Source organism: Phenylobacterium koreense (assembly GCF_040545335.1).
In the GTDB taxonomy this organism is placed as follows: domain Bacteria; phylum Pseudomonadota; class Alphaproteobacteria; order Caulobacterales; family Caulobacteraceae; genus Phenylobacterium; species Phenylobacterium koreense.
The window spans coordinates 549,598-562,402 of sequence record NZ_JBEPLU010000001.1; the positions used below are offsets into that span (position 1 = coordinate 549,598).

Here is a 12,805-nt window from a genome sequence, read left to right on the forward strand (position 1 = left end):
AGAACCTCTCGAAATCTCGTGAAAACTCAGGTCACTCAATTAGGCCGTTTACCCGATGGTGCAAGCGGCGTTGTGACATTTTTACCACATAGAGGCTTCAGCCTAGTCGCGCCCGCGTTCCTCGAGCAAGTCCCAGGCCGCGTATTGGACGGCGTCTTCCGGATCGGCCAGTTCCTCCTCGCTGAAGGTCTCGCCGCGGATGGAGACGCCGGCCTCGTGGACGCTCTCCGGATCGCCCGACACCAGCGGGTGCCAGTCGGCCAGGCCCCGGCCTTCGTGAATCCGCCGATAGGCGCAGCTCAGGGGCATCCAGCGCAGCGCCCTGATGTTCTGCGGCGTCAGCTTGATGCAGTCGGGGACGTAGCGCTTGCGCTCGGGATAGTTCGTGCAGCCGCAGGTCTGGGAATCGAACAGGCGGCAGTGGACCCGCGTGGGGAATATCTCGCCGGTGTCCTCGTCCTCGAAACGGATCAGGCAGCAGAGCCCGCAGCCGTCGCAGAGGCTCTCCCACTCCGGCCCCGTCATCTGGGAGAGGGACTTGGTTTCCCAGAAAGGCCTCGAAGCCATCTTATAGGCGCCCTACACAAACCGAATTACGCCGCCCCAGTTTACCCGTGACCGACGACCACAACGACTCCGAACCGACCGCGAAGCCCGAGGGCCTGCGCCCCGGCCCGACGCCCGAGATCAGGCTCTCGGACGAGCCGTTCCGCGCGGACCTGCCGCGTAAGCGCGGGAAAGGCAAGCTCGGCTGGGCGATCCTGAAGTGGTTCTCGGTGTTCGTCCTGGTCCTGGCGGCCCTCGGCGCGGGCGCGGCGCTCTACGCCTGGAACTATGTCGAGAAGACCTACCTGCAGGACCTGCCGCCGGTTCCCACGCGCGAACAGATCTATGCGGCCGTCCGCGCCCCGACCATCAAGTTCTACGACATGAACGGCGCCTTCGTCGCCGCGCGCGGCCCGCAGTACGGCGAGAAGGTGCGGATCGACCAGTTGCCCGACTACGTGCCCAAGGCGTTCCTGGCGGCCGAGGACCGGCGGTTCTACCAGCATGGCGCCGTCGACCTCTGGGCCATTGCCCGCGCCGCCTACGCCAACCACAAGGCCGGCCGCGTCGTGGAAGGCGGGTCGACCATCACCCAGCAGCTCGCCAAGGGGATGTTCCTGACCCCGGAGCGGGCCCTGAAGCGCAAGATCCAGGAGGCCGCCCTCGCCCACCGGCTGGAGCAGATGCTCAGCAAGGACGAGGTGCTGGAGCTCTATCTCGACCGCATCTATTTCGGCGCCAACACCTTCGGCCTGGACGGCGCGGCGCGCACCTATTTCGGCAAGCCGGCCAGCCAGCTCACCCTGTCGGAGGCCGCGCTGCTGGCCTCCCTGCCCAAGGCGCCCTCGCGCATGGCGCTCCATCGCAACATGAACAAGGCCTTGGAGCGCCAGCGTCTGGTGCTCGAGCGCATGCGCGGCGAGGGCTGGATCAGCGATGGGGAACTTCGCAAGGCCCTGGCCAACCGTCCCCAGCTCGCTTCCACCGCCCTGACCAGCGAGGGCGACGAAGGCTACCTCATCGACTACGCCCAGGCCGAGGTGCTGAAGATGGTCGGCGAGAACTCGCCCGACCTGGCGGTGACTCTGACCGTCGACCCTCGGCTGCAGAGGGCGGGCGCCGAGGCGCTGAGGCGGATCGTCCAGACCGACGGCAAGGCCAGCGGCGCCAGCCAGGGCGCGATGGTCGCCATAGATTCCACCGGCGCCATCCGGACCATGGTCGGCGGGGTGGACTATGCCGAGAGCGTCTTCAACCGCGCCGTCCAGGCCAGGCGCCAGCCCGGCTCCAGCTTCAAGCCCTTCGTCTATGCCGCGGCCCTGGAGAAGGGGGATCTGCCCACGGACATCCGCGAGGACGCGCCAATCAAGATCGGCGATTGGGAGCCCAAGAACTACGGCGGCCGCTATAGCGGTCCGGTGACGTTGGAGACGGCCCTGGCCCAGTCGTTGAACACCGTCGCCGTGCGGCTCGGCGAGGAGGTGGGCACCGCCGCCATCGCCAACCTCGCCAGCCGCTTCGGGATCACCACCCTGCCGCCGAACCCGAACCTGTCGGTGGCCCTGGGCGCCTATGAAGTGCCGCTGATCGAGATGACCTCGGCCTACCAGGTCTTCCAGCAGGGCGGGTCGCGGATCACGCCCTTCATCGTCGCCGAGATCCGCACGGTGAACGGCGACGTGCTGTTCAGCCACCAGACCGCTTCGCCCGTCCCCGCCTACGACATCCACTGGGCGAGCATGATGGTGAAGATGATGGAAAAGGTGGTGACCGAGGGCACGGGCGCGCGGGCGAACTTCGGCCGCCCCGCGGCGGGCAAGACCGGGACCAGCCAGAACTGGCGCGACGCCTGGTTCATCGGCTTCACGCCCGACTACGTGGCCGGGGTCTGGGTCGGCAACGACGACGACCGGCCGATGAACCAGGTCACCGGCGGACAGGTCGCCGCGGCCATATGGCGCGACTTCATGGCGACCGCCCACATGAACCTGCCCCCCCGCGACTTCGACTGGCTGCTGCCCGACCCCGAACCCGTCTACGAGGACGACCCGCGGAACGGCTTCTATGAGGGCCTGCAGTTCGATTTCGAGACCGCTGCGCTGGCCGGCCCGCCAGTGGTCGTGCCCCCGCCGCAGCCGGCGATGCAGCAGCTCGCCCTGCCCCCGGCGCCGGACCTGACGAGCGAAGAACCCAACTGAGGGGTCGCGTCAGGGCGCGGGGATCGCTATGTGCCTTCGCCGATGAAGCCGCCCGCGTCGATGAAGCCCCCTGTTCTTGCCCTGAAGGATGTCCGTCTCGCCGACGGGCCGAAAATGCTGTTCGACGGCGTCGACCTGGCCGTGGAGCCGCGCTCGCGCGCCTGCCTGGTCGGCCGCAACGGGGCGGGCAAATCGACCCTGCTGAAGATCCTGGCCGGCGCCATCCAGGCCGACGACGGCGAACGCACCATCCAGCCGGCCACCCGCATCGCCTATGTGCCGCAGGAGCCGGACATCGCCGGCGAGACCCTGCTGGACTACGTGGTCGCCGGCGGGGCCGAACCGCACCGCGGCGAGGCGGCGCTTGAGCTGTTCGGCGTCGATCCGGCCAAGCCTGCCCGGGGCCTCTCTGGCGGCGAGATCCGGCGCGTGGCGCTGGCCCGCGCCTTCGCGGAGGAGCCGGATGTCATCTTGCTGGACGAGCCGACCAACCACCTGGACATCCTGGCCATCGAGACCCTGGAGGCCGAGCTCGCCAGTTCCCGCGCCGCCCTGGTGATCGTGAGCCACGACCGCGCCTTCCTGGAACGCGTCACCAACCGCTGCTTCTGGCTGGAGCACCGCAAGGTCCGGCGGCTCGACAAGGGCTTCGCCGCCTTCGACGAGTGGGTCGAGCGCATCCTTGCCGCCGAGGCCGAGGAAGCCCGGCGGCTCGATAAGCAGCTCGAAAAGGAAGAGTACTGGCTGCGCCGCGGCGTCACCGCCCGCCGCGCCCGCAACGAAGGCCGCCGCCGGGCGCTGATGGAGCTGCGCAAGGTCAAGGTCGAGCGGATGCGCGAAGTGCGCGGCGACCTCTCCATGGGCCTGGCGAGCTCGGGCCTCTCGGGCCAGCGGGTGGCCGAGGTGAAGAACATCGCCAAGTCCTTCGGCGAGCGGACGCTGGTGAAGGACTTCTCCACCCGCATCATGCGCGGCGACCGCGTCGCCATCGTCGGCCCCAACGGCGCGGGCAAGACCACGCTGGTCAAGCTGCTGCTGGGCGAATTGGCCCCCGACGCCGGGGCCGTGAACCTCGGGGTGAACCTGGAGATCGCCTATATCGACCAGGGCCGCGCCGACCTGAAGCCGGAGATGAGTCTGCGCGACGTGCTCACCCCGCTGGGCGGCGACCAGGTCATGGTCCGCGGCCAGCCCAAGCACGTCGCCGCCTACGCCAAGGAGTTCCTGTTCACCGACAGTCAGATTCGCCAGCCGGTGCGAAGCCTCTCCGGGGGCGAGCGCAACCGTCTGCTGCTGGCTCGGGCTCTGGCGACGCCGGCCAACCTGCTGGTGCTGGACGAACCGACCAACGACCTCGACATGGACACGCTGGACCTGCTGGAGGACCTGCTGGCCGATTATGAGGGCACCCTGATCCTCGTCAGCCACGACCGCGACTTCGTCGACCGCCTGGCCACCTCGACCATCGCCCTGGACGGCCATGGCAGGGTGGTCGAGACCCCCGGCGGCTGGCAGGATTTCCTCTCTCAGAACCCCGGTTTCTTCAAATCCGTCGCCGACGGCGCCGCCGCGCCGGCGCCCACGCCCAAGCCGGCCGCCCCGCGGGCCGAGCCGTCGAAGCCCACCAAGCTCTCCTACAAGGATCAGCGTCGGCTGCAGGAGCTGGACGCCCTGATCGCCGGCCTCCCGGACAAGATCGCCAAGCTGGAAACCGACCTGGCCGATCCGAGCCTCTACACGCGCGATCCCGCCGGCTTCGCCCGCATCAGCGCGGCCCTGGAAGCAGCGCGCGACCAGCTCGGCTCGGCCGAGGAGGAGTGGCTCGAGCTGGAAGAACGCCGCGAAGCGCTCGCGCGCTAACGCACGAAGCAGCCGCCGCCGATCGAGGCGCAGAACACCTGCGCCTCGGCGCGGGTCTGGAAGCCCCTGACGATCGCTCGGTGGTAGGTACGGCCCTCGACCACCGCAGTCTGCACCTCGGTCGAGAGCGGCCGGGCTATCCGCCCCTTCAGCCTGGCCAGGGCCTCCTTCGCCTGCCGCTCGGTCGGCGATGCGGCCACCTGCACGGCGACCTTGCCTGGCGTACTGAGACGCGGCGCAGGCTTGCGGGCGGCGGGCTTCGGCGAGGCGGGATCAGCCACGCGACCTCTCAGGGCCGGCGGCTGAGCGGCGGAGGCCGCGAGCACCGGCGGCCGCGCAGGCGCCGTCCGGAAGCCCGCTTCGATGGCGGTGGCCATCGGCGCGTCGGGATCATCGCTCAAGGTCACGGCCGCGGGCGGAGCAGGCTGTGGGACATGCGCCGCTTCCCCGCGCCCCGTTTCCGGCCGAGACCGTGGAAGCGCCTTCCCTCGCGTCTCCGCCACCACCGGCGCTGTCCCGCAGACCGCGCGATTGACCGCGGCGAGATAGGCGCCCGGCGACGGCTGGGCCCAGTCGCCGGGAACCTGCCGCGCGATGGCCAGGCCCTTGGCGCCAGCTTGCGCATAGACCGTCATCCGGGTCACGAGGTCGCGTCGCCGGACGCAGTCGATCTTGAGGGTCGAGCGCATGGAGCGGTAGCCGAGCGCTTCGCCCGCCCGCTGCGAGATCACCTCGCCCTGCAGCGTCACGCCTTCGAAGAGGCCGCCGCCCGAGCTTCGCGCGCCCCGGTCGCGGATGGCCACGATCATCTCCGGGCTGGCGAAGACGACCGCCGATGGCGGCAGGCCCGCCGCGTTCGCGGCGCGCCGCTGGGCGGCGGTCAGCTCAGCCGCCTGCGCGCCAGCAGCCAGCGCCCAGACCAGGGCCAGCAACGCCACCGTGCGCGCGCTCAAGGGCCGCTCCCTCTTAACCATAATCAGAGCCATAGCAGGTCGCATGGATCGCGACGGCGTAACAGGGGTCAGGAACGATCCCCGCGAGAGCTGCGCACAGATTCCCGCTCCTGTGGACAAGTTCGCCGCCGCCGCGCCGCGATCCCCATGCCCTGCACAGGTTGTCCACCGGATCGTCCCATGGCGCTGGGCCGCCCGGAGAGCTTGTCGCCCATGCGACATACTGTCTCCCAAGGCGAAGTCTTAAGCCCTTGTTTTCCAAGTCCGCGGAAGGATTTCCCGAACCCTCCCGGGAAGTCCCATGTCCGCCCGCAACGGCCGAATTCATTACCTGGCGCTTGGCGGCTGCCTCGCCGCCCTGTTCATGTTGAGCACCGCATTCAGCCTGGTGCTGACGCGTGAGGGCGAAGGGATCGCCACGGTCTGGCTGGGCGGTGGCGTGCTCGCCGCCGGCTTCCTGATGCTCCCGCGCCGCTGGAGCCTCGGCCTGGGCGCCTTGTGCTGGACGTTCCAGTTCGGGTGCAATCTGGTGCTGGGCAACTCGCTGGTCCATGCGCTGACCTTCCCCATCCTGACCATCGGCGAGGCGGCGTTCACGGCCTGGTTGGCCGTAAAGGTCTGCGGCCCAGCCCTGCGGCTCACCACTCTCTCGCGCCTTGCCCGCCTGATCGGCCTCGCCGTCGCACCGGCGACCAGCCTCAGCGCCCTTCTGGCGGCCGACGTCCTTACCCTCTACGGCCACAGCTTCGACACCGTGCTGGCGAACTGGTTCTACGGCCACGCCCTGGGCATGGTGATCGTGCTGCCGGCCATCCTGCTGGCGGCCCGCCCAGGCCTGATGCGGGAGTTCCAGCGGCCGGCCATCGAGGAACTGGCCCTCTACGCCCTGGTGGCGGCCTCGGGCGTCATAGCCTTCACGCCGATGCGCTTTCCCCTGGTGCTGCTGTTCTTCCCGGCCATGACGCTGGTCGCCTTCCGCCTTGGGCCGCGCGGGGCGGCGATCGCCGCGCTGATCATGGGAGTCACCGCCTCCATCATGGTGGTGCAGGCGCCCCTTGCCGAAGGCGTCTCCTGGAGCGTCATGGAACGCACCCGCGCCATGCAGTTCCTCGTCGCCCTCTGCTTCTTCACCAGCCTGACCACCGCCATGGCGATTTTCGAACAGAAGCGGATGAAGCGCCTGTGGATCGGGCGGACGCGAGCGGCGCGCGCATCGCAGGACCGCGCCCTCGCCGCCGGCAAGGCCAAGACGGAATTCCTGGCGACCATGAGCCACGAGATCCGCACCCCGATGACCTCCATCGTCGGCTTCACCGAGGTGTTGCTGACCCGCGAGGACCTGCCCGAGCACGCCCGCCGGCAACTATCCCTGATCGACCGCGCCGGCGCGTCCCTGCTGAGCGTCGTCAACGACATACTGGATTTCTCGAAGGTCGAGGCCGGGGAGGTCACGCTCAATCCCGTCCCCACGGTTCCGCGGGCCCTCGTGCAGGAAACTCTGGCGATCGTGGCCGAAGCGGCCAAGCTCAAGGGCCTCGACCTTCGGCTCAGCTTCATCGGCCCCGTCGACCGGACGGTGATGATCGACGAGTTGCGGGTCCGCCAGATCCTGCTGAACCTGCTCTCCAACGCCATCAAGTTCACCGACCATGGCCGGGTGAGCCTGGAGGCCCAGGCCATCGCGCAGGGCGATCACATGGCCCTCCGCTTCCGGGTCAGCGACACCGGCGTGGGGCTGACCCCCGACCGGGCCGCGCGGCTGTTCAAGCGCTTCAGCCAGGGGGACGCATCGGTCAGCCGCACTCACGGCGGCACGGGCCTGGGATTAGCGATCTGCAAGGGCCTTGTCGAACTGATGGGCGGCCACATCGCGGTCGAGCCTCCGTCCGGCGCCGGGGCCGTCTTCGGCATCGAGATTCCCGCCCCGGTCGCGGACGCGCAGACCCAAGCAGCGCCGGAGTCCCCCGTCCAGCCGCTCGCGGCCAAGGTGCTTCTCGTCGACGACCATCCGGCCAATCGCGAGTTGGCCGCGACCGTGCTCGACATCCTCGGATGCGAGGTCACCCTGGCCGAAGATGGGGAAGAGGCCGTCACCGCCGCCGCCTCCCGCGCCTTCGACCTGATCCTCATGGACGTGCATATGCCACGTATGGACGGCCTGCAGGCCAGCCGGGCCATACGGGCCCTGGGCGGCGAGAACGCGACCCTGCCGATACTGGCCATGAGCGCCGATGTCATGCCGGAGATGGAGGCCGCCTGCCTGGAGGCCGGCATGAACGCCACCGTCGGCAAGCCCATCCAGATCCCGGCGCTGCATGCTGCGCTCGCCAGGTGGCTGGGACGCGACGCCTCGGCCATCGCCGCCTAAAGGCTCGTTTTCCCGTCGCTCGCGGCTTGGAACGACGCGCGCCTGCGCATAGGCTCCCGGCCGGCTTTGGTCTGGGGGGTGTCCATGAAAGTCCTGCGTCTCGCCGCCGTCGCGCTTGCGGCTCTCGTCTGCGCCTGTTCCCCAGGCAAGAAGGAGGACGCCGCGACTTCGGAAGGCAAGACCGTCATCCGTTTCGCCACCGACTGGCGCGCCCAGGCCGAACAGGGCGGCTTCTACCAGGCGGTGGCCACGGGCGAGTACGCCAAGCGCGGCCTGGACGTGCAGATCGTCCAGGGCGGTCCCGGCGTGAACGTGCCCCAACTGCTCGCCTCCGGCGCGGTGGAGGCCGGCATGGGCTCCAACAGCTTCATCGTGATGAACCTCGCCAAGGAGAACATCCCGGTGAAGGCCGTCGCGGCCATGATGCAGAAGGACCCGCAGGTCCTGATCGCCCACCCCGACCAGGGGCTGGAGAAGATCGCGGACCTGAAGGGCCGGCCGATCCTCCTGTCCGACGCCTCGGTCACCGCCTTCTGGGTCTGGCTGAAGTCGAAATACGGCTTCACCGACGACCAGATCCGCAAGTACACCTTCAACGCCGCCCCATTCCTGGCCGACAAGCGCGTGGTGCAGCAGGGCTACGTGACCTCCGAGCCCTACACCATCGAGAAGCAGGCGGGCCTCAAGCCGAAGGTCTTCCTGCTCGCCGACGAGGGTTATCCCGGCTACGCGACCATGATCCTGGTCCCCGACAGCCTGATCCAGAAGAACCCGGCCGCGGTGCGGGCCTTCGTCGAAGCCTCGGCCGCCGGCTGGAAGAGCTATCTCGATGGCGACGCCGCCCCCGGCGACGCCCTGATCAAGAAGGACAATCCGGAGATGACCCAGGACGTCCTCGACCAGGCGCGCGCCAAGATGAAGTCCTACGGCATCGTGGATTCCGGCGACGCCCAGACCGCCGGCGTCGGGGTCATGACCGACGCCCGCTGGGCCGAGTTCTTCAAGGTCGCCGCCGACCAGGGCGTCTATCCGAAGGACTTGGACTACAAGAAGGCCTACACCCTCGACTTCGTGACGCCGGCGGCGAAGTAGCCGATGCGTGCGCCGACGCTCACCGCGAAACGCGCGAGCCTGGTCTCCTTCGAAGACGTCGAGGTCGTCTATCCTGGCCGGGGCCTGGCGCTGGGGCCGGTAAGCCTTTCCATCGCGCCTGGCGAGATCCTCGCCCTGGTCGGCCCCTCCGGCGGCGGCAAGTCCACCGCCCTGCGCCTGCTCGCAGGCCTCGAGCAGCCGACCCGCGGCGAGGTGCGCCGCACCACCCGGCGAGGCGAGACGGCGGTGGTGTTCCAGGCGCCGACCCTGGCGCCCTGGTTGTCGGCCCAGGCCAATGTCGCCCTGCCCCTCGAACTCGGCGGCATGGCCAAGCGCGAGGCCTATGACCGCGCAGCCGAGGCCCTGGCCCGCGTCGGCCTGGCCGGAACCGAGAGGATGCGCCCTGCCGCGCTGTCCGGCGGCATGGCCATGCGGGTGTCGCTGGCGCGGGCGATGGTCACCGAGCCGCGGCTGCTGTTGCTGGACGAGCCGTTCGCCGCCCTCGACGAGATCACCCGCCGCACCCTGGCCGACGACGTGCTGGCGCTCTGGGAGGTCTCGAAGCCGGCGATCGTGTTCGTCACCCACAATGTCGAGGAGGCGGCCTACATGGCGAGCCGCGTCGCCGTCCTGACCCGTGGCCCGGGCCGCATCGCCGGGATCGCGCAGATCGACGCGCCGCTGCCCCGTCCCGCCGGCTTCCGGACCCAGGACGTCTTCCGCGAGGCGGCCGAAGAAGTCTCCGGCCTGTTGGCCCTCGGCATGCAGGCGGCGGCATGAGCAAGATCCTCGCGCCCGCCCTGCTGGTCGTCATCCTGCTGGCGGCCTGGGAAGCCGCCGTGCGGGCGATGGGCGTACCGGCCTATTTCCTACCCCCGCCCTCGGGCGTGGCGACCGCCCTGGCCGAGAACCTGCCCAGCCTGCTCGGCGCAGCCTGGATCACCCTTTCGACGGCCGTCGTCGCCCTGGTGATCGCCAGCCTCATCGCCACCGGCCTGGCGGTCGTTGTCGGGCTGAACCCCTTGCTGGAGGCGGCGGTTCGCCCGCTCGCCTCGGTCCTGCAGGTGACGCCGGTCGTGGCCATCGCGCCGCTGGTGCTGATCTGGGCCGGCATCGACCATCCGGAGCGGGCGATCGTCGCCCTCGCCGTGCTCGTCGCCTTCTTCCCGATCTTCTCGGGTGCGGTGACCGGCCTGCGCGCCGCCGATCCGGACCTGGAGCGCCTGTTCGATCTCTATGGCGCAAGGCGCTGGAGCCGGGTCATGCGGCTGCGCCTGCCCTCAGCGGTGCCCTTCCTGCTGGAGGGCCACAAGGTCGGGGCGGGCCTCGCCATCATCGGGGCGGTGGTCGCCGAGTTCGGAGCCGGTTCGGGCGGGGTTCGTGGCCTGGCCTGGCAGATCCTGGACGCCGGGAACAAGCTGCAGACCGCGCGGATGATCGCGGCCCTTGTCGTGCTGGGGATCATGGGCGTGGCCCTGCACGCCCTGCTGGAGCTGGCCGAGCGGGCGGGCCTTTCCTGGTGGAGAGGTCGTTAAGCTCAGCCGTTAGGCGAGGATTAAGCCAAGGCGGTTAACTCTGACGGCGTCTCTCCCGCAAGATTCGTCCATGGCCCGCAGCAAGCTTCACGACCTGATCGAGATGGCCAAGGAGCCGTCCAGCGAGCGTCGCCGCGAACTGCTGCGGGGTGTCACCGACCTTTTCTTCGCCAGAGAAGAAGTCCGGCGGGGCGACGAGCTCGAGCTGTTCGACGAGGTGCTGAGCCAGCTCGCGGGCGAGATGGAGGAAGCGGTCCGCCTGGAACTGGCCGGCCGCATGGCCGCCGCCGCCAGCCCGCCGCGCGGCCTGCTGCGCGACCTGGCCCGCGACGTCTCCATCGAAGTCGCCCGCCCGGTGCTGACCAGCTCCAGCGCGCTCACCGAGGACGACCTGCTGTCGGTCGCCCGTACGCGGGGCCAGGACCACCTGCGCGCCATCTCGCAACGGCCCATGGTGTCGGAGGCGGTCTCCGAGGCCATCGTCGAGCGCGGCGACGACGCCACGCTCGGGGTGCTGCTGGCCAACGAGGGCGCGCTGATGTCGCGCGAAACCCACGAGGCCGTGGTCGACCGCGCGGTCGAGAACCCGGCCCTGCACGCCGCGGTCGTCAAGCGCCAGACCCTGCCGATCGATCTGCTGAACGAGATGTACTTCGTGGTCGAGGCCCGGCTGCGCGGCGAAATCCTCGCGCGCAACGACAGCCTCGATCCCGCCGAACTGGACGCCGCCCTGGCCGCCGGCCGCAAGCAGGTCGCCGCCCGCGACGGCGCGCTGCCCCCGGACTATGCAGAGGCGGAAAAGCAGATTCGGCTGCTGCGGCTGCGCGGGGCGATCACGCCCCAGCTCCTGGCCGGCTTCCTGCGCGCACGCGAGACCACCAAGTTCCTGGTGGCGCTCAGCGAACTGGCCGAGGTCGACTTCCATACGGTCAAGCGGATCATGGAGCGCCGGGAGCTGGACGCCCTCTCCATCGTCTGCAAGGCGGCCGACTTCGACCGCTCGCTCTACCTGACCTTCGCCGTGCTGATTCTCGACCGCGACGCCAACGCCATGGGCCGGGCGCGCGAGTACGGCGAGCTCTATGAGAACCTGCCCCGTGAAGCGGCCCAGCGCACCCTCCGTTTCTGGCGGATGCGCCGCAACGCCGGGGACATGGCCGCTTAGGGAGCCGCCGGGGCGGGTGCTGGCGCGGGCGCTGGATCGAGTTCCTGGTAGCGGATCGGTACGCGAATCCTCCCGCCCACCACCGGCAGTCCTTCCATCGACCATTGGCGAACCCGAAAGCCGTCCGAGATAGCGAGCGCCGCGTCTCCGAAACCCAAGGCCGCGGGTTCCTCACTCTGCACTGAACAGTCGACAAGCCGTCCGCCTGGGCCGACCTCACATGACAGAAGCGCCTTGCCGGTCGTGACGCCGGCCTTCACCGCCGCTTTCGGATAGGCCTCGGCGAAGTCGATTCCCGAGGGCATCGACGCCCAGACTGGCTTGCCGACCAGTCGTTTGGACGGATCGAGCATTTCCGGCGCGAAGGTGAAGGATAATTGAGTGAGCATGCCGGCGGTCTTCATTCCGTCGTCCAGGACCGCAGGACCGACGAAAGCGTCCGACAGCGACTTCGCCGCCTTCGCGAAACCGAGACGTTCGGGCTCCTCTTTCACCGTCTCACAGCCGCTAAGACGCCCCTCGCCCTTGAAAGCGCAGTTCAGGGTCACCCGACCGCCCACGTCCTTGGCCCTGGCTTCCTCGGGATAAGCGCCGGCCACCTGCGAGTATGAGGGGGCGGAACTCCAATTGACGTTGCTCAGAGCACGGCGAGTCGGCATCGCATACGGCCCGGCCCCAGGGATTCGCGTTCCCGTCGAGAGGCCGGGCTTCTGGAAATTGAACGGGACCCTGACCTCGCTCACCACGGGCTTGCCGTCGTGGGTGGCCGGCTTCATCAATAGCTGTGGGGCGAGCCCCAAGGCGGCGCTTCCGAATCCGGCGCCGGCAGGCGTTTCGGCGGCGACCCGGCAATCGAAGAGCGCGCCGTACAGGTTGACCTTGCAGGCAATGATCGCTTGGCCACCCAGCCCCCTCTTCCAGGCGTCCGTCGGCCAGACCGCCATTATGTCTTCCGGCGACGGCGGCTTCAGCCAATCCGGCTTGGTGTCCTGTGCCTGCGCTGTGATCGGCTGCACGCAGGCTGCCGCCAATACGGCGGCCCATATCCGCTTACTCATGCTCCCCCCGAAGCTGCTCGCCCTATGCTG

General features: G+C 69.2%; 10 protein-coding genes. 7 read left to right on the top strand and 3 right to left on the bottom strand.

Annotation, left to right across the window (positions count from 1 at the left end; all coding sequences use genetic code 11):
* Positions 1-102: 102 nt before the first annotated feature.
* On the bottom strand, positions 103-567 hold the full coding sequence (locus tag ABID41_RS02695; RefSeq protein WP_331931265.1) for a YcgN family cysteine cluster protein: 465 nt from the start codon (positions 565-567) through the stop codon (positions 103-105).
* Between the two features lie 47 nt (positions 568-614).
* On the opposite strand from ABID41_RS02695, the gene pbpC reads away from it, so the two are divergent.
* Together pbpC and ABID41_RS02705 are read left to right on the top strand one after the other, a co-directional pair.
* Positions 615-2,744, top strand: coding sequence for a multimodular transpeptidase-transglycosylase PbpC (gene pbpC / locus ABID41_RS02700; protein ID WP_331931263.1), 2,130 nt, complete (start codon positions 615-617; stop codon positions 2,742-2,744).
* A 42-nt stretch (positions 2,745-2,786) separates the two neighbouring features.
* Positions 2,787-4,604 (top strand): ABC-F family ATP-binding cassette domain-containing protein, encoded by a 1,818-nt coding sequence (locus ABID41_RS02705; protein ID WP_354297138.1) that lies wholly within the window; start codon positions 2,787-2,789, stop codon positions 4,602-4,604.
* Here the strand turns inward: ABID41_RS02705 and ABID41_RS02710 are convergent.
* Complete coding sequence (locus tag ABID41_RS02710; protein WP_354297139.1) at positions 4,601-5,557, bottom strand: SPOR domain-containing protein; 957 nt, start codon at positions 5,555-5,557, stop codon at positions 4,601-4,603. The two genes, ABID41_RS02705 and ABID41_RS02710, sit on opposite strands and share 4 nt — an antisense overlap.
* A 301-nt stretch (positions 5,558-5,858) precedes the next feature.
* On the opposite strand from ABID41_RS02710, the gene ABID41_RS02715 reads away from it, so the two are divergent.
* From ABID41_RS02715 to ABID41_RS02735, 5 genes are all read left to right on the top strand, one after another.
* The gene (locus ABID41_RS02715) at positions 5,859-7,925 is read left to right on the top strand and encodes a hybrid sensor histidine kinase/response regulator (protein ID WP_331930580.1); all 2,067 of its coding nucleotides are present in this window, start codon (positions 5,859-5,861) and stop codon (positions 7,923-7,925) included.
* Between the two features lie 84 nt (positions 7,926-8,009).
* On the top strand, positions 8,010-9,017 hold the full coding sequence (locus ABID41_RS02720) for an ABC transporter substrate-binding protein (RefSeq protein WP_331930582.1): 1,008 nt from the start codon (positions 8,010-8,012) through the stop codon (positions 9,015-9,017).
* A 3-nt stretch (positions 9,018-9,020) separates the two neighbouring features.
* Positions 9,021-9,797, top strand: a complete 777-nt coding sequence (locus ABID41_RS02725) for an ABC transporter ATP-binding protein (RefSeq protein ID WP_331930584.1) — start codon at positions 9,021-9,023, stop codon at positions 9,795-9,797.
* Positions 9,794-10,552 (top strand): ABC transporter permease, encoded by a 759-nt coding sequence (locus tag ABID41_RS02730; RefSeq protein ID WP_331930586.1) that lies wholly within the window; start codon positions 9,794-9,796, stop codon positions 10,550-10,552. The genes ABID41_RS02725 and ABID41_RS02730 overlap by 4 nt, the downstream gene beginning before the upstream one ends.
* Before the next feature lie 70 nt (positions 10,553-10,622).
* Complete coding sequence (locus ABID41_RS02735) at positions 10,623-11,717, top strand: DUF2336 domain-containing protein (RefSeq protein WP_354297140.1); 1,095 nt, start codon at positions 10,623-10,625, stop codon at positions 11,715-11,717.
* Here ABID41_RS02735 and ABID41_RS02740 read toward each other — a convergent pair.
* Positions 11,714-12,775: an energy transducer TonB gene (locus tag ABID41_RS02740; RefSeq protein ID WP_331930182.1), complete on the bottom strand. Its 1,062-nt coding sequence runs from the start codon at positions 12,773-12,775 to the stop codon at positions 11,714-11,716. The genes ABID41_RS02735 and ABID41_RS02740 overlap by 4 nt on opposite strands.
* Between the last annotated feature and the right edge of the window lie 30 nt (positions 12,776-12,805).

Excerpts from the sequence above, each read along its gene's own strand:
- ABID41_RS02695 (WP_331931265.1), bottom strand. The coding sequence starts at position 567 with ATGGCTTCGAGGCCTTTCTGGGAAACCAAGTCCCTCTCCCAGATGACG.
- ABID41_RS02705 (WP_354297138.1), top strand. The coding sequence starts at position 2,787 with ATGAAGCCGCCCGCGTCGATGAAGCCCCCTGTTCTTGCCCTGAAGGAT.
- ABID41_RS02715 (WP_331930580.1), top strand. The coding sequence starts at position 5,859 with ATGTCCGCCCGCAACGGCCGAATTCATTACCTGGCGCTTGGCGGCTGC.
- ABID41_RS02720 (WP_331930582.1), top strand. The coding sequence starts at position 8,010 with ATGAAAGTCCTGCGTCTCGCCGCCGTCGCGCTTGCGGCTCTCGTCTGC.
- ABID41_RS02725 (WP_331930584.1), top strand. The coding sequence starts at position 9,021 with ATGCGTGCGCCGACGCTCACCGCGAAACGCGCGAGCCTGGTCTCCTTC.
- ABID41_RS02730 (WP_331930586.1), top strand. The coding sequence starts at position 9,794 with ATGAGCAAGATCCTCGCGCCCGCCCTGCTGGTCGTCATCCTGCTGGCG.
- ABID41_RS02735 (WP_354297140.1), top strand. The coding sequence starts at position 10,623 with ATGGCCCGCAGCAAGCTTCACGACCTGATCGAGATGGCCAAGGAGCCG.
- ABID41_RS02740 (WP_331930182.1), bottom strand. The coding sequence starts at position 12,775 with ATGAGTAAGCGGATATGGGCCGCCGTATTGGCGGCAGCCTGCGTGCAG.